The organism is Nonomuraea rhodomycinica (assembly GCF_013363995.1).
In the GTDB taxonomy this organism is placed as follows: Bacteria; Actinomycetota; Actinomycetes; order Streptosporangiales; family Streptosporangiaceae; genus Nonomuraea; species Nonomuraea rhodomycinica.
Map to the genome: position 1 here is coordinate 142,384 of NZ_JABWGO010000002.1, position 20,781 is coordinate 163,164.

Below are 20,781 nucleotides of genomic sequence, written 5' to 3' on the forward strand. Positions count from 1 at the left end.
ACCGGACCCGGGGGTCGTTCCCTGATGCCGCTTTCGCCCGCTCCGTGTGACGATGACGGTGTTATGGCTGACCAGAAGACTCTTGCCGAGCCCGGTGGCGACGCGCCCTACCGCCGGATGACACGGCCCATGGAGGGCCGCCTCCTCGGAGGTGTGGCGCAGGGCCTCGCCGCCCAGCTCAAGCTCGACCCGGTCGTGATCCGGCTGATGTTCGTGCTGCTGAGCGTGGTGGGCGGAGTCGGCGTGGTGGCGTACGCGGTGCTCTGGATGATCGCGCCGCGCGAGCCGTACGAGGGGGCGCCGCCGCCGCGCGACTGGAGCCAGCTCGCCGCGTTCAGCGCGATCGGCGTGGCGCTGCTCGCGTTCGGCTGGCTGACGGGGGCGTCCAAGGGCGGCATCGGCATGCTGCCGTTCGCGGTGGGCGGCATCGGCGCGCTCATCCTGTGGCAGCAGGCCGATCCCGAGCGGCGCAAGGGCTGGGTGAGCGGCGCCACCAAGAGCATCCGCGGCAACCGGGTGCGCACGCTGCTCGGCGTGACGCTCGTCGTCATCGGCGCGATCGGCTTCCTGGCCGCCGAGGGGGAGCTGGCCGCCGCCCAGCCGGGGCTGCTGTTCACCGGGGTCGTGGTCGGCGGCCTCACCGTGATCGCCGCACCGTGGCTCGCCGGCCTGTGGAAGGAGCTCCAGCTCGAACGGCGGGAGCGCATCCGGCAGGAGGAGCGGGCCGAGGTGGCCGCGATGGTCCACGACTCGGTGCTGCACACGCTCACGCTGATCCAGCGGGTCGCGCACGACCAGCGCGAGGTGGTGCGCCTGGCCCGCGCGCAGGAGCGCGACCTGCGCAACTGGCTCTACCAGCCGGCGCAGGACGCGGACGCGACGCTGGCCGCGGCCGTCCGCCGGATCGCCGCCGAGGAGGAGGACGCGCACGGCGTGGCCATCGAGGTGGTCTGCGTCGGCGACATGGACATCGACGCGGGCGGCCGGCTCGCCGCCATGCTGAAGGCGTCGCGGCAGGCGATGGTCAACGCCGCCAAGTACTCGGGAAGTCCTACCATCTCGGTGTACGCCGAAGTCGAGGGTGACGAGGCCACCATTTTCGTGAAGGATCGCGGCAAGGGGTTCGACCTGGACGCGGTCCCGCTCGACCGGATGGGCATCAGGGAGTCCATCATCGGGAGAATGGAGCGCCACGGCGGCACGGCCAGAGTGCGCACCGAGCCGGGTGAGGGCACCGAGGTGATGCTGACGATGAAGATCGACAGGGATTGAGGGACAGGGCCATGACTCGCGTACTGATCGTGGACGACCACCGGCTGTTCCGCTCGGGGGTGCGGGCCGAGCTGGGCGACTCGATCCAGGTGGTGGGCGAGGCCGAGGACGTCGAGACGGCGGTGAAGGCCATCGCCGAGCTGCAGCCCGACGTGGTGCTGCTGGACGTGCACATGCCCGGCGGCGGCGGCCAGGAGGTGCTGCGCCGGGTGCTCGGCTCGGGCTCGCAGGTGCGCTTCCTCGCCCTGTCGGTGTCGGACGCGGCCGAGGACGTGATCGGCGTCATCCGGGGCGGCGCGCGGGGCTACGTCACCAAGAACATCAGCGGCCGGGAGCTGACCGACGCGATCCGCCGCGTGGCCGAGGGCGACGCGGTGTTCTCGCCGCGGCTGGCGGGGTTCGTGCTGGACGCGTTCGCCTCGTCGGAGGCGCCGTCGATCGACCCGGAGCTCGACTCGCTGACGCAGCGCGAGCGCGAGGTGCTGCGGCTGATCGCGCGCGGCTACGCGTACAAGGAGATCGCCAAGGAGCTGTTCATCTCGGTGAAGACGGTCGAGACGCACGTGTCGTCGGTGCTGCGCAAGCTGCAGCTGTCCAACCGGCACGAGCTGTCGCGCTGGGCCACCGCGCGCCGGCTCGTTTAATCCTCCTTTAGTCCGCGATTTCTGGCCTAAAAAGGCTGCGTTGGGGAAATTTCGGTGTATGGGGAGGGATGTGCCGGTCGTCGTTTTCAGCCGGGACGACCGCCGGAAATATCGGGAAAAGGTACGACGATGCCTTGATGTCTTCGCCCAGATGCTCCGCGAGTCCCGTTTCGAGGACGAGCGGCCGCTGGCCGGCCTGGAGATCGAGGTCAACATCGTCGACGCGATCGGCGAGCCCGCCATGTGCAACGCCGCCGTCCTGGGCGCCATCCAGGAGCCCGACTGGGCCACCGAGCTGGGCCAGTTCAACATCGAGATCAACATCGAGCCCCAGGACCTGGGCGGCGACGGCGCCCTCAGGCTGGAGAACGACGTCCGCGCCCGCCTCAACCACGCCGAGTCGCGGGCCCGCTCGCAGGGCGGCCATCTCGTCCTGATCGGCATCCTGCCCACGCTGCGGGAGGAGGACATCAGCGAGGCCACCCTGTCCGCCAACCCCCGCTACCGGCTGCTCAACGAGCAGATCTTCGCCGCCCGCGGCGAGGACCTCCACCTGTCCATCGAGGGCCCCGAGATCCTGGACACCCACGCCGACAGCATCACGCCCGAGGCGGCCTGCACCAGCGTGCAGCTCCACCTCCAGGTCAGCCCCGAGGCGTTCGCCGCCCACTGGAACGCCGCCCAGGCCATCGCCGGGCCGCAGGTGGCCGTCGCCGCCAACTCGCCGTACCTGTTCGGCAAGGAACTGCACCGCGAGACCAGGATCACCCTGTTCGAGCAGGCCACCGACACCCGGCCGGACGAGCTCAAGGCGCAGGGCGTCCGCCCGCGCGTGTGGTTCGGCGAGCGGTGGATCACCAGCGTCTTCGACCTGTTCGAGGAGAACGTCCGCTACTTCCCGGCGCTGCTGCCCCTGTGCGAGGCCGAGGACCCCGAGGACGCGCTGAAGGCCGGACAGATCCCCGAGCTGGCCGAGCTGACGCTGCACAACGGCACCGTCTACCGCTGGAACCGGCCGGTGTACGCCGTCGCCGGCGGCCGGCCCCACCTGCGCGTGGAGAACCGCGTGCTGCCCGCCGGACCGTCGGTGGCCGACATCGCCGCCAACGCCGCCTTCTACTACGGCCTGATGCGCGTCCTGCCGCACTCCGGGCGCCCCGTCTGGAGCCAGATGTCGTTCGCCGCCGCCGAGGAGAACCTCAACGCCGCCGCCCGCCACGGCCTGGACGCCATGCTGTACTGGCCCGGGCTCGGCGAGGTGCCGGCCGCCGAGCTCATCCTGCGCCGCCTGCTCCCGATGGCCCACGAGGGGCTCGCCGTACGGGGCGTGGACCCCGCCGTCGCCGACCGGCTGCTCGGCATCATCGAGGCGCGCTGCCTGACCGGCCGTACCGGGGCGAGCTGGCAGGTGGACAAGGTCAACGCGCTGGGCGGCGACCGGCACGACGCGCTGCGGCGGATGACGCTCGACTACATCACGCACATGCACGCCAACGAACCGGTGCACACGTGGGACGTGTGACCGATGCGCGCGCGGGAACGGTGAAGCGCGTGAAACGCCCCGGCGCGCTCGCTCTCGCGCTCCTGCTCTCCTGTGCCCTGGTCGCGTCGTGCGGGCTCACCCAGCGCGCGTCGCGCAACGTCCAGGGCGACGACAGCTTCGCGGGCGACGTGCGGGCGGCGCGGTCCCTGACGGAGCAGTTCTGGCAGCAGCAGTTCGCCGCGTCCGGACGCACCTACCAGCCCATCACCCGCTTCGTCGCCTACTCCGGAAGCGACGGCCCGAGCTGCGCCGGCGAGCCGGCCGTACCGCAGAACGCCTTCTACTGCCCGGACGGCCACTTCATCGCCTACGACCGGGACTGGATGGAGAGCCTCTGGAACGAGATGGGCGACGGATCGGTCTACCTGATCATCCCGCACGAGTTCGGGCACGCCGTGCAGGCCCAGCTCCAGACCGGCTTCCGGCTCAACGTCCAGGCCGAGCTGCAGGCCGACTGCTACGCGGGCGGCACCCTGTCGGCCCTGGTCCGGTCGGGCGCGCTGCGCGCCGAGCCGGGGGACGAGGACGAGCTGCTGCTCAACCTGGAGGCGGCCGGCGACCCCACGGACGACTGGCTCGACCCGGCCGCCCACGGCACGGCGGAGCAGCGCCAGCAGTCCTTCGCGACCGGCTACGACGAGGGCGTCACGGCCTGCTGACCCCGCCCGCCCGGAGCACCCGCTCAGGTCGTACGCGCTCAGGTCGTACGCGCCGAGGTCGTACGCGCCGAGGTCGTACGCGAAGGTCAACCCAGAGGATGATGCGGCCGATCACCCGCCGGGAATACCGTTGGCGCCATGCCATTGGAGGAGACCGGCTGGCTGCGACGGGGCGCCTGCAGATCCAGCGATCCTGAGCTCTTCTTTCCGCTCGCGCCCTCGGCGGCCCAGGAGCGGCGCGCCAAAGCGGTGTGCGCCGGCTGCGAGGTTCTGGCGGAGTGCGGGGCCTACGCGTTACGCGCGGGGGAGACGGAGGGCATCTGGGGCGGCCTCACCCCCCAGGAGCGCCGCCGTTCCCGCTTCCCCGACGGCTGGCGCACCCGCGCCTCGGCCTGAGCGGCGCCCGCGGGCGCTCGTTGGACACCTGAGCGCCCACGGCCCGCGGAGGCAGTCCGTGCGCGTACGCATTCGGAACCCGGCACTCGCGGATCAGGCTGCACGCCCGCAAGAGGTGCGCCCGGCACCCGGGGCCAGATCGCCCGCGAATGGTGCGCTTGGCACCAGCGAATGCCGGGCCCGGCGCTCGCGGACCGGGCGGTGCGCCGGCGGGAGGCGCGGTCCGGCACTCGCGGACCGGGCGGTGCGCCGGCGGGAGGTGCGGTCCGGCGCTCGCGGACCCGGTCGCGTCCCCGCGGAAGGTGTGCTCAGCGGCGCGCGTTCGAACCGTGTGCCCTCAAAGCCGGGTGTCCGTCGGCGCAGGGCGTGGCGGCCGGCGGGGACGTAGCCTGCAGGGGTGCTGATCGCGTCGATCGCCGTGCTGGCCGCGGCCAACGTGCTGAACAACCGGGTCGCCCCGCGCCTGGCCCCCCTGACCTCCGCCGCCGCCACCGCCGCGCTGGTGGCCATGGCGCGCCGGTCCGGGGCGTCCTGGGCGGAGCTCGGGTTCGAGCATCCTCGCAGGGGCGCCCTGACCGGCGGCGTCTTGGCCGCGGGCGTGGCCGCCGTCTACACGGCCGGCGTCGCCCTCCCCGCCACCAGGCGGCTGTTCCGCGACGAGCGGGCCCTGTCGCTGTCGCACGCCCGCGCCCTGGAGGAGGCCCTGATCCAGGTGCCCTTCGGCACGGTCCTGCTGGAGGAGGTCGGTTTCCGGGGCGCCCTGTACGGCATGCTGCGCCGCGCCCACGGCACGGCGGCGGCCACGGCGGTCTCGTCGGCGCTGTTCGGGCTCTGGCACGTGCTGCCCGCGATCGACATGGCCCGCGCCAACCCGTCCCTCGGCGCGCTCACGGCGGGGGAGCGGCCGGGCCCGCTCGCCACGGGCCGCGTGGTGGCGGGCAGCGTGCTGTCGACGGGCGCGGCCGGGGTGCTGTTCTGCGAACTGCGCCGCCGCGCCGGCCTCCTGGCCCCGGCCATGCTGCACACGGCGACCAACTCCCTCGGCTACCTGTTCGCCCGCCTCGCCGCCAAGCCTTCACCCGAGGGGTGAGGATTCTCCTCCGACGGCCAGAGGGCCCCTGAAGGGCTCGGCCACGATCCCCTAGCGTCTCCGTCACGCCATTCCGTGTTCGCGTGTTCACGGTAAGTGCGTATATCAAGATCACGATCTGTGATATACCCTGGAGGTAACGGAGGTGATGCCCCTTGCGTACGGTCATCGACATCGACAAGGAGCTCCTGGAGAAGGCCCAGGAGGAGTTGGGCACGAAGAACATGAAGGAGACGGTCCACGTCGCCCTGGCGGAGGTCGCCGAAAGGGCAAGGCGCCGCGAAGCATTCGAATTCTGGACCTCCAGGGACAATACCGATCTGCTGGATCCGGAGATCATGAAGCAGGCGTGGTAGCCACCGGCGTGGTCTATCTGATCGACAAGAGCGCTCTGGCACGGATGCCCCAGTCCGCCGTCGCGCGGGCGTTGGAGCCGCTCATGCTCGACAAGATGCTGGCCGTCTGCACGGTCACAGAACTCGAGGTGCTCTACAGCGCTCGCGACCCGGCTGGATATGAGCTCGATGCCCTGCACCTTCGCAGCGACTTCCTCCACCTGCCCATCGACGCGGACGTGCAAGAGCGGGCTCTGCACGTGCAGGGCATGCTGGCCCGCAAGTCGCAGCATCGCGCTGTCGGCGCCAACGACCTGCTGATCGCGGCCTGCGCCGAGGTGCACGGGGCCACGATCCTGCACTACGACCGGGATTTCGACGTCATCGCCGAGGTCACCGGGCAGCCGTCCCTCTGGGTCGTGCCGCCCGGGTCCGTCTCGTAGCCGGCGCGCGGGGGCGTCGCGCGCTCCGGGAATCGCCCGGCGTGACGGTCAGGTCGTCGTCTGCCCGGCCGGGAAGCCCTCCGCGTGACGGTCAGGTCGTCTGCACGACCTGGAAGCCCTCCGCGTAGCGGCCCGGGCCGAAGCCGGCGCGCTCGCCCCAGCTCGCGAAGCGGCTCCTGACGAAGTCGGTGAAGCCCTCCACGTGCGCCACCTGGCTGACGTGCGACTGCAGCGCCGTCAGCTTGCGGTCCATGGCGTCCGTCACGTCCACCCAGTGGTCCGGCGTCGAGCCGCCCGTCAGCCACACCTCGCGCACGGTCCACGCCTCCAGCCCCTCCTCGGCCAGGAGCTCGGGGAACGCGTACGGGTTGCGGGCGTCCGGGTAGACCGCGTCGAGGGCCGAGCCGCCCACCGCCCGGTGGTCGGGGTGGCTCGGGGCGATGAACTGGTAGTTGCGGTCCGGGTGATGGGTGATCACGAGGTCGGGGCGTACCTGGCGGATGACGCGGGCGATGTCGCGCCTGAGCTCCAGCGACGGCACCACGCTGCCGTCGGCGTAGCCGAGGAAGCGCACGTCCGTGACGCCCACGGCCTTGGCGGCGGCCGTCTGCTCGGCCCGGCGCAGCTCCGCCATGCCGGAGTTGTCCAGCTCGCGCTCGTTGCCGCCGGCGTCGCCGTCGGTCACCACCAGATACGTGACCTCGACCCCCCTGTCGCCGAACAGCGCCACGGTCCCCGCCGCGCCGAAGTCGACGTCGTCGGGGTGCGCCGTGACGGTGAGCACCCGGGTGATCTCGCTCTCGGCCAGCATGGTCGTCCTTTCCCGTTCCCTCGCGTCCTTGACCGGACGTCTCGTCGCGCTCACGTCCTCGGCCGGACGCCCTGTTCTGCTTGCGTCCCCGGCCGGACGCCCTGTTCTGCTCGCGTCCTCGGCCGGACGCTCCAGGATCTCCCTTCCCGTGACAACCGGAGCTCCCGGGGTCCGCATTCCGGGCGCCGTTTGTCGGCGGGGAGTCATAACCTAGGTGGGTGCCGACCCACGTCTCTGTTGACCACCCCTTGCTCGACGGCCTCAACCCGCAGCAGCGCGAGGCCGTGATCCATCACGGCAGCCCGCTGCTGATCGTGGCGGGGGCGGGGTCGGGCAAGACGCGGGTGCTCACCCACCGCATCGCCTACCTGCTGGCCGAGCGCGACGTCCACCCGGGCGAGATCCTCGCGATCACCTTCACCAACAAGGCCGCCCGCGAGATGAAGGAGCGCATCGACAAGCTCGTCGGCCCGCGTTCCAAGGCGATGTGGGTGATGACGTTCCACAGCGCGTGCATGCGGATCCTGCGCCGCGAGGCCAAGCGGCTCGGCTTCCCCTCCAGCTTCTCCATCTACGACCAGGCCGACTCCCAGCGCCTGATGGCCATGGTCTGCCGCGAGATGGACCTCGACCCCAAGCGCTACCCGCCCAGGTCGTTCTCGGCCCAGGTGAGCAACTTCAAGAACGAGCTGATCGACTACGAGACCGCGCTCGACAGGGCGGGCTCGCACCTGGAGAAGGTCCTCGCCGAGGCGTACAAGAGCTACCAGCTCAAGCTCACCGAGGCCGGCGCGATGGACTTCGACGACATCATCATGAACACGGTGACGCTCTTCCAGCTCTTCCCCGAGGTGGCCGAGCACTACCGGATGCGGTTCCGGCACGTCATGGTCGACGAGTACCAGGACACCAACCACGCCCAGTACATCCTCGTGCGCGAGCTGGTCGGCCGGCCCGAGCTGCGCACCGCCGACGGCGAGCTGGTGCGGTCGGGCGCCGACCAGTCCGAGCTGTGCGTCGTGGGCGACGCCGACCAGTCGATCTACGCCTTCCGCGGCGCGACGATCCGCAACATCCTGGAGTTCGAGCGCGACTACCCCGACGCCCGCACGATCCTGCTGGAGCAGAACTACCGCTCCACCCAGAACATCCTGGCCGCGGCCAACGCGGTCATCTCGCGCAACGAGTCGCGCAAGCCCAAGAACCTCTGGTCCGACCAGGGCGACGGCCCGAAGATCGTCGGGTACGTCGCCGACAACGAGCACGACGAGGCCATGTTCGTCGCCCAGGAGGTCGACCGGCTCACCGACGAGGAGGGCGTGCGGGCGGGCGACGTCGCCGTCTTCTACCGCACCAACGCGGCCTCCCGCGTGTTCGAGGAGATCTTCATCCGCACCGGCCTGCCGTACAAGGTGGTCGGCGGTGTGCGCTTCTACGAGCGCAAGGAGGTCAAGGACCTGCTGGCCTACCTGCGGGTGCTGGCCAACCCGGCCGACGTGGTCTCGCTGCGGCGCATCCTCAACGTGCCCAAGCGCGGCATCGGCGACCGGGCCGAGGCGATGATCGAGGCGTTCGCCGCGCGCGAGCGCATCACGTTCTGGGAGGGGCTGCGCCGGGCCGGCGAGGCGCCGGGCATGGCCACCCGCTCCCTCAACGCGGTGCGCGACTTCGTGGCCATGCTGGAGGAGCTGATCGCCAAGGCCGAGGGCGTGCCGCCGTCCGCGCTGGCGGAGGAGGTGCTGGTGGCCACCGGCTACCGCGCCGAGCTGGAGGCGTCGGAGGACCCGCAGGACGAGTCCCGTCTGGAGAACCTCAACGAGCTGGTCTCGGTCGCCTCGGAGTTCGAGGAGGCCAACCCCGAGGGCACGCTGGTCGAGTTCCTGGAGCAGGTGTCGCTGGTGGCCGACGCCGACCAGATCCCCGACGCCGACGGCGGCCAGGGCGTGGTGACGCTGATGACCCTGCACACGGCCAAGGGGCTGGAGTTCCCGGTCGTGTTCCTGACGGCGATGGAGGACGGCGTCTTCCCGCACGTGCGCTCGCTGGGCGAGCCGAAGGAGCTGGAGGAGGAGCGCCGGCTGGCCTACGTCGGCATCACGCGCGCCCAGAAGCGCCTCTACCTGACGCGGGCGGCGGTGCGCAGCTCGTGGGGCGCCCCGTCGTTCAACCCGGCGTCGCGGTTCGTCAACGAGGTGCCCGGCCGGCTCATCGACTGGCGCACGCCGCCGGAGAAGACCGCCTGGAACGCGGCGACGCGCCGCGAGCCGGCCGCCGCGACGGCCGCGCCGAAGAAGGGCGGCAAGGCGCTCCCGTCGCTGACCCCGGGCGACCGGGTGTCGCACGACGCGTTCGGGCTGGGCACCGTGGTGTCGGTGGACGGGCAGGCCGAGAAGACCAAGGTGAAGATCGACTTCGGGAGCGGGGGAGAGAAGACGCTGCTGCTGGCGTACGCCCCGCTGGAGAAGCTCTGAGCGCCCGTACGGGCGGCGGCCGGTGAGGTTCGGTCCTCACCGGCCGTGTACGGGGAGCGTCAGCTCTTCTTGGTGATCTTGAGGCCCAGGGCGCTGCCCTGCTTCCACTGCGTCCAGTTGAGCTGCCAGTAGCTCCAGCCATTGCGCCAGTCGAGCTTGCGCTTCGTGCCGGTGATCTTCACGACGTCGCCGCGCTGGGCGATCGTGTAGAACCAGCGGGCGCCCTCGGGGGTGGCGCGCACGCAGCCGTGGCTCTGGTTGGAGCGGCCGAGGTACTGGTAGTAGCCGGCGCTCTGGTGCACGTACTCGCCGCTGTCGGAGATCCGCACCGCCCAGGGGATCTCCTCCTTGTAGTACTGCGGGTCCTTGGGGTCCGTGACGCCCATCCAGGACGAGGTCATGGTCTCGACCCGCTTCTTGCCCATGGTCAGGTGGGTGCCGCTGGTCGTCAGGTACACGTCCACGCCGTTGCGCACGAGCCCGCCGCGGCCGGCGCTGATCGGGATCCGCTTGGCGAGCTTGCCGTCGCGGTAGGTCTTCATGACGTGCCGGCGCGTGTCGACCACCGAGATGTTGGCGGTGCCGACGGCGAAGCGGCGGGAGACGTCCTCGGCGGCCTCGTTGCCGGGGATCTGGCTGAGGTGCGCGGTGAACAGCACCTTCTGGTGCGGCTTCCAGTACGTCTTCGTGCGGTAGATGACCTTGCGGGGGGAGACCCAGCGCCAGGCGCCCTCGGCCGGCTTCTCGGCCTCCACCTCCAGCGCCGCCTCGGCCGCCGCCTTGTCGCGCACGTCCCGGTCGAACGTCACGATGATCGGGAAGCCGACGCCGACCTTCTCGGTGGTCTCGCCCATGGGCGTGATGTCGGCGATCTCCAGCTTGGGCTTCTTGGGTGCGGCGTGCTTGGCCGCGCCGGCGGCCTGGGGGAGCGGCGTCCTCGCCGCTGTGGCGGCCTTGGCGGGAGCGCTGACGGCGGGGGCCGCCTGTGCCCGCGTCGCGGGTGCGCTCTCCGCCGCGCAGGCCGTCATCGAGACCAGAGCGGCCACGGCGAGCAGGGCCGGCTTCCGGAAGAGGGGATTCACGGGGTACTCCAGGACTAAGTGCTTCGCATGCGTCTCATAGGTAGACAAACAAAACGCATGTCGCGAGCGCCGGAAGTCGTAACGATCACGTAACGCTGTCCGGCGGGTGGCGGAGCGACGCCGCCGGGCCGCCCTGAATGGTCACCAGCGCCGCGCGCGGTGGCCCAGGATGGTCGGGCACGGCGCGCGCGCCGCGTGGCCCCGCCGGGCCGAGGCGATCGCCGGCGGGGCGTGGTGGGGAGCCCGCCGGGCAGGCCGGCGGGCGGTGGATGAGGAGCAGGGGGCTGGCATGAGCGTGTTGATTTCCGGCGGGGCGGGGTTCATCGGGAGCACGGTGGCCTCGGCGTGCCTGGACGCCGGGATCGAGCCGGTGATCCTCGACAACCTCGTGACGGGGCGGCGCGAGTTCGCCGAGGGCCGGGCCTTCTACGAGGGCGACATCAGCGACGGCGCGCTGGTCGACAAGATCTTCGCCGAGCGGTCCGACATCGAGGCCGTCATCCACTGCGCGGCGCTCATCGTGGTGCCCGACTCGGTGGCCGACCCGGTCGGCTACTACCGGGCCAACGTCGCCAAGAGCCTGGAGTTCGTCGACCACCTGCTGCGCAACGGGTGCGAGCGGATGGTGTTCAGCTCGTCGGCGTCGATCTACCGCACCGGTGAGGACCACACGGTGGACGAGCGGTCGCCGCTCGACCCGCAGAGCCCGTACGCGCGGACCAAGGCGATGTGCGAGGCCATGTTCGCCGACATCGCGGCCACCCAGCCGATCAGGATCCTGTCGCTGCGCTACTTCAACCCGATCGGCGCCGATCCGCGGCTGCGCACCGGGCTCCAGCTCCGGCGGCCCAGCCACGCCCTGGGCAAGCTCATCGAGGCGTACGAGGACGGCACGCCGTTCCGGATCACCGGCACCGACTACCCGACGCGGGACGGGTCCGGCATCCGCGACTACATCCACGTCTGGGACCTCGCGCGGGCTCACGTGGAGGCGCTGCGGCGTTTCGACGGCCTGTTCCCGGAGGGCTCGGTCATCAACCTGGGCACCGGGTCGGGCACGACGGTGCGTGAGCTGGCCGAGGCGTTCAACCGCGTGGTGGACCGCCCGGTGGAGGTGGTGGAGACGGAGCGCCGCCCGGGTGACGTGGCCGGGGCGTACACGCGCAGCGACCTCGCCGAGCGGCTGCTGGGCTGGCGCGCGGGCTACTCGCTGGAGGAGGGCATCAGGCACTCGCTGGCCTGGGCCGAGGTCCGCGACTCCCGCCTGTCGTAGGAGCCCGGAGGGGCGTCGCGCCCCCGGGTCGTACGAGTCCGGACGTGTCGGAGGAATCCGGACAAGCGGCGCGCCCGCCTCCCACGCCAGCACGGGGGAGACGGGCGCGACCGGTTCTCAGTGGGCGATGGCGCTCAGCGGGAGCGTCTTCGGCCCGGGGACCACGATCGCCTCGTCCAGGGTCTTGGCGACCTCCAGCTCCGGCGGGGCCGTGACGGTCACCGGCGTGCCCCAGTCGCTGAAGGTGGTCTCGACGCTGATGGCCAGGCCCTTGGCGTCCTTCGCGCCCAGCGCCGTCGCCGGGACGACCGACACGAGCCGCGTCGGCAGGCCCTTGGCGTCCACGGAGAGCTTCCAGCTGATGGCGCCCTTCACGGACGACTTGCCGTCGGCCAGCCCCAGGATCCCGCTGAAGATCGGGGAGGTCTTGCTCAGCGTCTTGGCCTGGATCTTGCCGGCGTAGCCGTCCTTCGTCGCCTTGGCGCCCTTGAGCAGGGTCTTGAGCGTGGCGGGCTCGGAGAGGATGTTCAGCGGCTGGCTGTACACGGTGGTCGCGCCGATGGGCTGGACGCCGGGGACCCGGATCCAGGACTTGTTGGAGTTGAACACGGCGCTCCACAGGCCGCCTGTGAGGTAGGTGTAGCGGCCCTTGGTGACGATGTGCTCCGGCATCGTCAGAGCGGTCACGAGGTCGATGCCGAACTCCTCGTCCCCCAGCTCCTTCAGGGCGTCGGCGAGCCGCTCGGCGTCCTCCCTCTTGATGTTGAACTGGCCGGTGACGTCGGAGGCGACGACGCCGGAGGGGCCGAACTCCAGGGTGCCGCTACGCCGGATGGTCACCTGCCGCTGGCCGCCGGCGACGATCTTGACACGCTCGGCGAACTTGACGCCGTGACCCGCCACGAACTGCTTCTGCACGGGGGCGACCGGGTTCACCGGCGCGGCCAGGGCCGGGCCGGCCGAGAGGATCATGGCGGTGGACGCCAAGGCGACGCCGGTGAGGATTCGCTTCATTTCCATCCTTGTCGTTTCTCATTCGGACGTTCGTGGATCATGGCAAAGAAAGATCACGAGGATATCTCGTGAGAGGCCCGCCGTGGCGGGAAATATGTGTATTTCTTGTGCAGGTTGTATCTCGTTCTGAACGCGTACAGAACGTGTCCGGTATCGCGGCCCGGCGAGAAAAAGCGACGCTCCGTGAGTGGCGCGTCACGTCGGCGTTTCCGTCCGTGACGCCCGTCCGTGGACGGCGGCGTGGCCGGGCGCAGACCCGGCCCGGGTCGTTCGCCGGTCCGTTCTCCGGCGCCGTCTTCCGGAAGTCCTGGACGCGCCTCGGTGACCACGCGGATGTAACACGTTCTGATTTCGATCTTGGCCGAGGTCTTTCGCGGCGAGTGATGCCGAAACGGTCTTCCGCCGGTGGTGGACGCGGCGCGGGTTCCCGGCCCCGGTTCGGAGTGCCGGCGGGCGCCCGCGACCGGAACGGGCGGGCGTCCTGAGGCGGCCGGACCGGCCGGGCCTGACGCCATGCCGGGGCGCGATCTCACGGAAGACCCGTACTTCGCGGGCTTTGTCAGTAAATGACGTTGTACGGGCGATTTTGGCCGTTCCCGGTCTTCCGGGGGAGGCGGAGATGGTGCACAAGTGAGATCACCGTCACATCACGGCATATCCACGACCCGGTGACCAGGGGACGTCAAGCTTGGGGCTAGGCTTCACTGGCGGAAACGCCCGGCACGCACGGGGTGGCCCGGGCCGTCGAACATCAGTCGGATAAGCAAGGACGGACCCTCGTGGACCTGTTCGAACATCAGGCGAAGGAGCTCTTCGCGGACTACGGCATCCCGGTGCCCAAGGGCATCGTCGCCCACACCGTGGAGGAGGTGCGGGCGGCTGCCGAGCAGCTGACCGGCCGCGTCGTGGTCAAGGCCCAGGTGAAGACCGGTGGGCGTGGCAAGGCCGGTGGCGTGAAGGTGGCCGACGACGCCGCCGACGCCGTCGAGAAGGCCCAGGCCATCCTCGGCATGGACATCAAGGGCCACACGGTCCACAAGGTGCTCGTGGAGGAGGCCAGCGCGATCGCGGAGGAGTACTACTTCTCCTTCCTGCTCGACCGCGCGAACCGTACCTTCCTCGCGATCTGCTCCGCCGCGGGCGGCATGGACATCGAAGAGGTCGCCCACACCTCTCCCGAGAAGGTGGCCAAGGTGCCCGTCTCCGCCCTCGACGGCGTCGACCGGGCCAAGGCGCGCGAGATCGCGGTGGCGGGCGGCCTGCCGGAGCAGTCGCTCGACGGCGCGGCCGAGCTCATCGAGAAGCTCTGGTGCTGCTTCGTCGACGAGGACGCCACCCTCGTCGAGGTCAACCCCATGATCCTGTCGGCCGACGGCCAGGTGAAGGCGCTCGACGGCAAGGTCACGCTCGACGACAACGCCTCCTTCCGCCAGACGGAGCACGAGGCGTACGCCGACAAGGCCGCCGAGGACCCGCTGGAGGCCCGGGCCAAGGAGAAGGACCTCAACTACGTCAAGCTCGACGGCGACGTCGGCATCATCGGCAACGGCGCGGGCCTGGTCATGTCCACCCTGGACGTGGTCGCCTACGCGGGCGAGGCCTTCCCCGGCAAGCCGTCCCCGGCCAACTTCCTCGACATCGGTGGCGGCGCCTCGGCCGAGGTCATGGCCGCCGGCCTGGAGATCATCCTCTCCGACCCGTCGGTGAAGTCGATCTTCGTGAACGTCTTCGGCGGCATCACCTCCTGCGACGCCGTCGCCAACGGCATCGTGGCGGCCTTCAAGCTCCTGGAGAGCCGCGGCGAGGCCGTCACCCACCCGCTGGTGGTCCGCCTCGACGGCAACAACGCCCAGCTCGGGCGGCAGATCCTGGCCGACGCCGCGCTCCCGCGCGTCGAGCTGGTTGACACGATGGACGACGCGGCCAAGCGCGCCGCTGAGCTCGCTGCGGTAGGTGCGTGAGACATGGCTATCTGGCTGACCGAGAACAGCAAGATCATCGTTCAGGGCATGACCGGCGGCGAGGGCACCAAGCACACCCGCCGCATGCTCGCCTCCGGCGCCCGCGTCGTCGGCGGCGTCAACGCCCGCAAGGCCGGCATCACCCACGAGGGCCTGCCGGTCTTCGGCACGGTCAAGGAGGCGATGGAGAAGACCGGCGCCGACGTGTCGGTCGTCTTCGTGCCCCCGGCGTTCACCAAGGACGCCGTCAAGGAGGCCATCGACGCCGAGATCCCGCTCTGCGTGGTCATCACCGAGGGCGTGCCGGTCCACGACTCCACGGAGTTCTGGGCGTACGCGGTGGCCAAGGGCAACAAGACCCGCATCATCGGCCCGAACTGCCCCGGCATCGCCTCGCCCGGCGCGTCCAACGCCGGCATCATCCCCGCCGACATCACCACCGCGGGCCGCATCGGCCTGGTCTCCAAGTCGGGCACGCTGACCTACCAGCTCATGTACGAGCTGCGCGACTTCGGCTTCTCGACCGCGGTGGGCATCGGCGGTGACCCCGTCATCGGCACCACCCACATCGACGCGCTCCAGGCCTTCCAGGAGGACCCGGGCACCGACGCGATCGTGATGATCGGTGAGATCGGCGGCGACGCCGAGGAGCGGGCCGCGGCCTACATCGAGCAGCACGTCACCAAGCCGGTCGTCGCCTACGTCGCGGGCTTCACCGCCCCCGAGGGCAAGACGATGGGCCACGCCGGCGCCATCGTGTCCGGCTCGGCCGGCACGGCGCAGGCCAAGAAGGAGGCCCTGGAGAAGGTCGGCGTCCGCGTCGGCAAGACCCCCTCCGAGACGGCCCGGCTCATGCGCGAGATCATGCAGGCGCGCTGACCCGGCGATCATCCGCGGAAGGCCCCGCACCGGCTCCGGCCGTGCGGGGCCTTCCGCGTTCCCGGGGGTCCCGCGGTGCACTCGTACGGCGTGAAGACGCACTCGTACGGCCTGAAGGCACGTCCGCATGGCCCGAAGGCGCGCTCGTACGGCGCGAAAGGGCGGCAGAGCCGGATAAAGCTGGCCGCTGCGGCGCGTCAACCAAGCGCCGGTCGGAAAAGATTGAGAAAATCGCCTACTGTGACGGCGCTTCTCGACCAGCTGCGGACGGCCCCCCGTTCGGTCCTCGGCAAGATCCCCGGGGTCTCGGACGACGACGAGTCCCGGCGTCCGCTGCCCGTCTCGGGGATGCTCGCCGCGGCGGCCACGCTCGGGGTCGGGCTGGCGGCGCTCACCACGCTCACCCTGGTGGGCTGGATCGCCGCGCCCAGCGGGGCGCTCGGCTCGGGCCTGCCGGGGGTGTTCCGCACGGCGGCGCAGATCTGGCTGGCCGCCCACCACGCGGGCTTCGCGATGCCCGGCGGCCGGGTCGGGCTGCTGCCGCTCGGCCTCGTGGTGCTGCCCGCGATCCTGCTCTACCGCGCCGCCCGCTGGATGGCCCGCGACGCCGACCTGCGGCTGCGGCTGCCGGCCCGGCTGCCGAAGAACAGCCCGCGTGAGAAGGCCAACGCCCGGCGGCGGGCGCAGCTCGTGCTCGTGGCCCAGGCGGGGGTGTCGCTGGCCGCGCCGTACGCGCTGCTGGCCGGCCTGATCGCGCTCGTCGCGCGCAACGAGGTGACCCAGCCCTTCATCGGCGAGGCGCTGCTCAGCCACTTCACGCTCGCGTTCCTGGCCGGCTCGGTCGCGACCGCGCGCACCATCGGCCCGTGGCGGGCGATGCTGCGGCTGCTGCCGGAGCGGGTGCGGGCGCTGACCGTCGGCACGGCGGTGGCCACGGCGGTGCTGCTGCTCATGGGGTTCGCCCTGGTGCTGGTGGCCGTGGTGGTCAACTTCGGCCAGGTGCGCGAGCTGACGAACGTGCTGTCGCCCGGCTTCGTCGGCGGGCTGCTGCTCCTGCTGGTGCAGATCCTGTACCTGCTCAACGTGGTCATCTGGGCGCTGTCGTACGTCGCCGGGCCGGGTTTCGCGATCGGCGCCGGCACGCTGGTGGCGCCCACGGGCGTGCAGCTCGGCACGGTGCCGAGCCTGCCGCTGCTGGGCGCGCTGCCCGACAGCGGTCCCGTGCCGGCCTGGATGATGGCCGTCGTCGCGCTGCCGTTCGCGGCCGGCGCGGTGGCGGGCGTGGTGGTCGCCCGGATCTCGCCCTCGCCCTCGTACGAGGCCGCCCCGCTGTGGGGCTTCCTGACCGGCGTCACGACCGGCCTGGTGGCCGCGGTGCTCGCGGCGCTGTCCGGGGGCCCGATCGGCGGCGGCAGGCTGGCGGCCGTCGGCCCGTCGCCGTGGGAGGTGGCCCTGTCGGTCGCGCTGGAGGTGGGCGTTGCGGCGGGCATCTCGGCTGGGGTGACCAACCTCCTGCTGCTCAACCGGCGGGCCCGCGTACCGCTGGACAAGGCGGCGGCGCCCGTGCGCAAGGCCGGGGCCGCCATCGCCCGCGCGGCGAGCAAGGTGGGGCTGGCCGAGTCCGACGGCAAGCCGCTGCCCGGCCACTGGCTCGACGCCACCGAGGCCGACACGCAGCCCATCCCGGTCATCCGCGACGACTGGACGGACGAGCACGCCTCGGCCGAGGCCGAGACCCGCGCCCAGGCGCGGCCCCGGCCCGGGACCGGCCGCGCGGGCGCGCCGCGTACCGACATCGTGGACGTGTCGGACGACCGCGGCGGCCACGTCATCTACGTCGACCCGTACGCGTGGGACCGCGACCGCGAAGAGCGCGACTAGAACCTGGACGGCCCGCCGATCCGTGAGCCGGCTCGCGGCGATCGAGGCCGGCGGCGCCACGCGGAGATGCGGCGGCGCGTCACCACGACCACGCCCACGGTGCTGACCCGGCGGGGAGCGCGGTGAGCCGGAGGGGTGTCCGCGACGCGTTCATTCCCTATTTTCCTGTATGGAATACTGGAAATCGATCTGGGCCTGGTGCGACGCAAGATGTCGGCGGGATGATCGGACGTCGGTCCCCTTCTCGGAGATCGGGATGTCCGGCGGTGGAGAAAGGGTCTGTCACGTGAGTCCATCCCCCAAGGCGCGCTCGATCGGCGGGTTCGTGCTCTCCGCCGCGGGCGTCGCCGGCGTGGTCCTGCAGATGCTGTCCGTCCACTATCCCGACGGCGACCCGGCCAAGGCGCGCGAGGTCGCGCGGCTGCTGCGGCAGCTGGCCAGGCGGGTGGACGTCAGCCTGGACGACGTGGAGGAGGTCGCGAGCAGGGTGTGGCGGCCGCCCAGCCACGGCGCGGGCATCGACGCCTTCAGGAAGTACTTCACCGACGAGATCGCGCCCTATCCGCCGATGGTCTCCGCGTACGTCCGCGGGCTGGCCGACGCGATCGACGACTACGCCGAGATGCTCGAACGGACTCAGCACGCGCTGCGGACGATGGCCATGATCCAATGGACCGAGCTGCTGATGTTCTTCTGCTGGCCCTCGATCGACAAGAAGGTCCAGGTGCTGATCGAGTGGGCGATACGCAAGAAGCAGGCACGACTGCTGCTCAGGATGTTCGAGCACGCCGTGGGGAGGCGGTTCATCTTCGCCGTCGGAGGCAGCCTCGCCTACACGGCCCTCGACCAGGTGATCGTCGACGGGTTCAAGCTGGCACGGGGCGAGGACACGGGCTCGTGGGGCGACCGCGGCAAGTACATGTTGAACAACTTCGCGGCGGCCTTGGTCTTCTACCATGTCGATCCGGACAACTTCCGGTGGGTCAGGAAGTATCTGCCGGGAGGCCTGAAGACCGCGAAGCTGCTGCCGGAGAACAAGGCGGCGAGGAACGCCGTCGTGTTCCTGACCGGGTCCAGCATCTTCACCACCACCTCGAACGTGATCAACAGGCCCGGCGACGTGGTCCACGACCCGTTCAGCCTGCTGCCCACCTGGCAGCAGATGCTCGCCAAGCTGGGTGTCGCCGCGGGCCAGGACCAGTTCAGGCGCTGGCGCGGGTACTACCCGGCGGCGACCCCGTAGTCAGTCCTCGTTGAAGCGCCTCATCCCGTCGGCGAACGGGGTCAGGCCGTCCGTCATCATCCCCGCCATCTGTGTGGTCAGGTCCGCGGCGGCGTCGCTCGCGGCGGCCAGCACCGCCTCCGCCAGCGCGTCGGCGCCGAGCCGCATCGCCCGCGGGTCGATCCGCAGGCCGCAGAGCGCGCCGCTCGCCTGCACCTCGGCCCGTACCAGGCCGTCGGCCGCCTCGCCCCGGCCGCGAACGGCCTTGACACGTTCCTGCAGCTCCTCCAGTGGCTGGATGTCCGCTTCGAACTGGCTGAGAAAACGGCCCATCTCCGCGTCGAAGAACGAGGCGCCGTCGTCCGGTGTGGTCATCAGGTCTCCAAGAACGTCAGGGTGTGAGCTTTCCGTCCGACTCCGAGAACGTCGGCGGGTCGGACACCTTCGGCAGGGACTCGATGGTGGCCCAGTTCGCGATGTCCAGGGTGGTCCTCATGCCGGCCAGCCGTTCGGCGACTTCGGGATAGACGTCGCGCAGCGCGTTGACGTACGTCTCGACCTTCCTCAACGCCGTGGAGTAGCCCTGCTTGAACGTGTTCGCCGTCTCGTCCGTGCCGGCGAAGTCGCCCAGCTCGGCGATGGCGTCGAGAATCCCGCGGGCATCCCTCGCCAGCTCGGTGTGCTCGGCGGTGAACCCGCCGGCCGTCTTCGTGAACGTGCTCCCGTGGACGTCGAACCCCGGAAGGCCCGGGTGCGCGGGGCCGGGCGACGTCGGCAGCGGGGGGATGGTGGGAGGGGGGTACAGGGGAGCGGGGAAGGTCGGCGACGCCTCGGGCGTACGGGGGGACGCCGGGGTGGGCGTGGATGACGGGCCCGGAGACGCGGGACTCGGCGTGGGAGCGGGCGTCGTGCCGCTCGGCGTGGGGTCCGGGGTCGAGGGGCTGGGCGTGGGGTCTGGTGTCGAGGGGCTCGGCGTGGGGGTGGGATCCGGGGCGGAGGGGCTCGGTGTGGGGCTCGCCGACGTCGTCGGAGTCGGAGTCGGAGTCGGAGTCGGAGTCGGAGTCGGAGTCGGAGTGGGCGTGGACGTCGTCGGAGTCGGAGTGGGCGTCCCGGCGGGGGGCGGGGTGGACGACGGCGTAGGTAAGGGGGATGGAGTGCCAGTGCTGGGATCTGTCGTGGACATGACGTTCTCCTCGTCGGTGCGCCTATTGTGCCGTCGCGTAGGCGCAGGACAACAGCGACTCCATAATACCTACACTACCTGCCGGGATAGTGTAGGTATTGGACGTCCGAGGAGGCGGGGTCGTGCCCGCGATCGTCAGGGCTGGACGGCGCCCAGCACGTCCAGCACGTCCGACGGCAGCTTGCGCTGCGCCGCGTCCCTGAACGCCGTGAAGCACTCGCCCTGCGCCGAGACGGTCCCCGCGCCCTTCATGCACTCCTGGTAGGCGGAGTACTCGTCCATCAGGTAGAGCTGCAACGCCGTGGCCAGGGCCGACAGGACCAGCGCCACGGCCGACACGGCGATGCCGCCGATCGCGGTGCCCGTGGGCCGGCCCGCCTCCTTCAGCCGGGGCAGCGCCCGGATGCCCGCCATGAGGGCGAACGCCGCCATCACCAGCCCGGCGAGCGGCAGCATGAACGTCATGGCCAGCGCTGCGATGGACAACCAGATCGCGCGGCGGCCCGCGGAATCGGCGGGTTGCTGACCCGCCGGCGCCTGCACCGGTGACGACACCTGACCTCCTCTGCGTGACCGGGCGAGGAGCGGATACGCTGGCAGCCCACCCCGGTTTTCCCATTGG

The 20,781-nt window shown here is 71.0% G+C and carries 20 protein-coding genes; 14 read left to right on the forward strand and 6 right to left on the reverse strand.

Features of this window, described 5'->3' with window-relative positions; all coding sequences use genetic code 11:
• Nucleotides 1-63 precede the first annotated feature (63 nt).
• The 8 genes from HT134_RS11760 (at nt 64) to HT134_RS11795 (ending at nt 6,382) form a co-directional block, all read left to right on the forward strand.
• Nucleotides 64-1,272 carry an ATP-binding protein gene (locus HT134_RS11760; RefSeq protein WP_175600399.1) on the forward strand — a complete coding sequence of 403 codons (1,209 nt, stop codon included), beginning with the start codon at nt 64-66 and terminating at the stop codon, nt 1,270-1,272.
• A gap of 11 nt (nt 1,273-1,283) precedes the next feature.
• Nucleotides 1,284-1,916, forward strand: coding sequence for a response regulator (locus HT134_RS11765; protein WP_175587798.1), 633 nt, complete (start codon nt 1,284-1,286; stop codon nt 1,914-1,916).
• 151 nt (nt 1,917-2,067) lie between these two features.
• Nucleotides 2,068-3,438 carry a glutamate-cysteine ligase family protein gene (locus HT134_RS11770; RefSeq protein WP_246364365.1) on the forward strand — a complete coding sequence of 457 codons (1,371 nt, stop codon included), beginning with the start codon at nt 2,068-2,070 and terminating at the stop codon, nt 3,436-3,438.
• Nucleotides 3,439-3,467: 29 nt separating this feature from the next.
• The gene (locus HT134_RS11775; protein ID WP_175600401.1) at nt 3,468-4,118 is read left to right on the forward strand and encodes a neutral zinc metallopeptidase; all 651 of its coding nucleotides are present in this window, start codon (nt 3,468-3,470) and stop codon (nt 4,116-4,118) included.
• Nucleotides 4,119-4,256: 138 nt separating this feature from the next.
• Complete coding sequence (locus HT134_RS11780; protein ID WP_175600402.1) at nt 4,257-4,514, forward strand: WhiB family transcriptional regulator; 258 nt, start codon at nt 4,257-4,259, stop codon at nt 4,512-4,514.
• 397 nt (nt 4,515-4,911) lie between these two features.
• Nucleotides 4,912-5,604: a CPBP family glutamic-type intramembrane protease gene (locus HT134_RS11785; RefSeq protein ID WP_175600403.1), complete on the forward strand. Its 693-nt coding sequence runs from the start codon at nt 4,912-4,914 to the stop codon at nt 5,602-5,604.
• A 155-nt stretch (nt 5,605-5,759) separates the two neighbouring features.
• On the forward strand, nt 5,760-5,960 hold the full coding sequence (locus tag HT134_RS11790; RefSeq protein WP_175600404.1) for a type II toxin-antitoxin system VapB family antitoxin: 201 nt from the start codon (nt 5,760-5,762) through the stop codon (nt 5,958-5,960).
• Nucleotides 5,954-6,382 carry a PIN domain nuclease gene (locus tag HT134_RS11795; RefSeq protein ID WP_312888084.1) on the forward strand — a complete coding sequence of 143 codons (429 nt, stop codon included), beginning with the start codon at nt 5,954-5,956 and terminating at the stop codon, nt 6,380-6,382. The genes HT134_RS11790 and HT134_RS11795 overlap by 7 nt, the downstream gene beginning before the upstream one ends.
• A gap of 91 nt (nt 6,383-6,473) precedes the next feature.
• Here HT134_RS11795 and HT134_RS11800 read toward each other — a convergent pair whose 3' ends face one another.
• Entirely contained in the window at nt 6,474-7,193 is a 720-nt protein-coding gene (locus tag HT134_RS11800; protein ID WP_175601077.1) for a PIG-L deacetylase family protein, read from the reverse strand.
• 248 nt (nt 7,194-7,441) lie between these two features.
• On the opposite strand from HT134_RS11800, the gene pcrA reads away from it, so the two are divergent.
• Nucleotides 7,442-9,664, forward strand: a complete 2,223-nt coding sequence (pcrA, locus tag HT134_RS11805) for a DNA helicase PcrA (protein ID WP_175601078.1) — start codon at nt 7,442-7,444, stop codon at nt 9,662-9,664.
• Nucleotides 9,665-9,723: 59 nt separating this feature from the next.
• On the opposite strand, the gene HT134_RS11810 is transcribed toward pcrA, so the two are convergent.
• The gene (locus HT134_RS11810) at nt 9,724-10,746 is read right to left on the reverse strand and encodes a L,D-transpeptidase (protein ID WP_175600405.1); all 1,023 of its coding nucleotides are present in this window, start codon (nt 10,744-10,746) and stop codon (nt 9,724-9,726) included.
• Nucleotides 10,747-11,035: 289 nt separating this feature from the next.
• Between HT134_RS11810 and galE the strand changes: the two genes are divergently transcribed.
• Complete coding sequence (gene galE / locus HT134_RS11815) at nt 11,036-12,019, forward strand: UDP-glucose 4-epimerase GalE (RefSeq protein WP_175600406.1); 984 nt, start codon at nt 11,036-11,038, stop codon at nt 12,017-12,019.
• 117 nt (nt 12,020-12,136) lie between these two features.
• On the opposite strand, the gene HT134_RS11820 is transcribed toward galE, so the two are convergent.
• Complete coding sequence (locus HT134_RS11820; protein ID WP_175600407.1) at nt 12,137-13,033, reverse strand: hypothetical protein; 897 nt, start codon at nt 13,031-13,033, stop codon at nt 12,137-12,139.
• Nucleotides 13,034-13,812: 779 nt separating this feature from the next.
• Here HT134_RS11820 and sucC point away from each other — a divergent pair.
• The 4 genes from sucC to HT134_RS11840 all read left to right on the forward strand — a co-directional run bounded on the left by sucC (nt 13,813) and on the right by HT134_RS11840 (nt 18,997).
• Nucleotides 13,813-14,994 carry an ADP-forming succinate--CoA ligase subunit beta gene (sucC, locus tag HT134_RS11825; protein WP_175600408.1) on the forward strand — a complete coding sequence of 394 codons (1,182 nt, stop codon included), beginning with the start codon at nt 13,813-13,815 and terminating at the stop codon, nt 14,992-14,994.
• A 3-nt stretch (nt 14,995-14,997) separates the two neighbouring features.
• A complete protein-coding gene (gene sucD / locus HT134_RS11830; RefSeq protein ID WP_175600409.1) occupies nt 14,998-15,873 on the forward strand; it encodes a succinate--CoA ligase subunit alpha in 876 nt (291 codons plus the stop codon).
• Between the two features lie 240 nt (nt 15,874-16,113).
• Nucleotides 16,114-17,754 carry a cell division protein PerM gene (locus tag HT134_RS11835; RefSeq protein WP_175600410.1) on the forward strand — a complete coding sequence of 547 codons (1,641 nt, stop codon included), beginning with the start codon at nt 16,114-16,116 and terminating at the stop codon, nt 17,752-17,754.
• Between the two features lie 286 nt (nt 17,755-18,040).
• Nucleotides 18,041-18,997, forward strand: a complete 957-nt coding sequence (locus tag HT134_RS11840; RefSeq protein WP_175600411.1) for a hypothetical protein — start codon at nt 18,041-18,043, stop codon at nt 18,995-18,997.
• On the opposite strand, the gene HT134_RS11845 is transcribed toward HT134_RS11840, so the two are convergent.
• From HT134_RS11845 to HT134_RS11855, 3 genes are all read right to left on the reverse strand, one after another.
• Nucleotides 18,998-19,351, reverse strand: a complete 354-nt coding sequence (locus tag HT134_RS11845) for a YbaB/EbfC family nucleoid-associated protein (RefSeq protein WP_175600412.1) — start codon at nt 19,349-19,351, stop codon at nt 18,998-19,000. It lies immediately after the preceding gene.
• A 16-nt stretch (nt 19,352-19,367) separates the two neighbouring features.
• Nucleotides 19,368-19,544, reverse strand: a complete 177-nt coding sequence (locus HT134_RS11850; protein WP_175600413.1) for a hypothetical protein — start codon at nt 19,542-19,544, stop codon at nt 19,368-19,370.
• Nucleotides 19,545-20,294: 750 nt separating this feature from the next.
• Complete coding sequence (locus tag HT134_RS11855) at nt 20,295-20,714, reverse strand: hypothetical protein (protein ID WP_312888086.1); 420 nt, start codon at nt 20,712-20,714, stop codon at nt 20,295-20,297.
• Nucleotides 20,715-20,781: the final 67 nt, after the last annotated feature.

Coding starts and splice junctions, on each gene's coding strand:
- sucD (WP_175600409.1), top strand. CDS start 14,998: ATGGCTATCTGGCTGACCGAGAACAGCAAGATCATCGTTCAGGGCATG.
- HT134_RS11765 (WP_175587798.1), top strand. CDS start 1,284: ATGACTCGCGTACTGATCGTGGACGACCACCGGCTGTTCCGCTCGGGG.
- HT134_RS11845 (WP_175600412.1), bottom strand. CDS start 19,351: ATGACCACACCGGACGACGGCGCCTCGTTCTTCGACGCGGAGATGGGC.
- galE (WP_175600406.1), top strand. CDS start 11,036: ATGAGCGTGTTGATTTCCGGCGGGGCGGGGTTCATCGGGAGCACGGTG.
- HT134_RS11800 (WP_175601077.1), bottom strand. CDS start 7,193: ATGCTGGCCGAGAGCGAGATCACCCGGGTGCTCACCGTCACGGCGCAC.
- HT134_RS11760 (WP_175600399.1), top strand. CDS start 64: ATGGCTGACCAGAAGACTCTTGCCGAGCCCGGTGGCGACGCGCCCTAC.
- HT134_RS11780 (WP_175600402.1), top strand. CDS start 4,257: ATGCCATTGGAGGAGACCGGCTGGCTGCGACGGGGCGCCTGCAGATCC.
- HT134_RS11770 (WP_246364365.1), top strand. CDS start 2,068: ATGCTCCGCGAGTCCCGTTTCGAGGACGAGCGGCCGCTGGCCGGCCTG.
- HT134_RS11820 (WP_175600407.1), bottom strand. CDS start 13,033: ATGAAGCGAATCCTCACCGGCGTCGCCTTGGCGTCCACCGCCATGATC.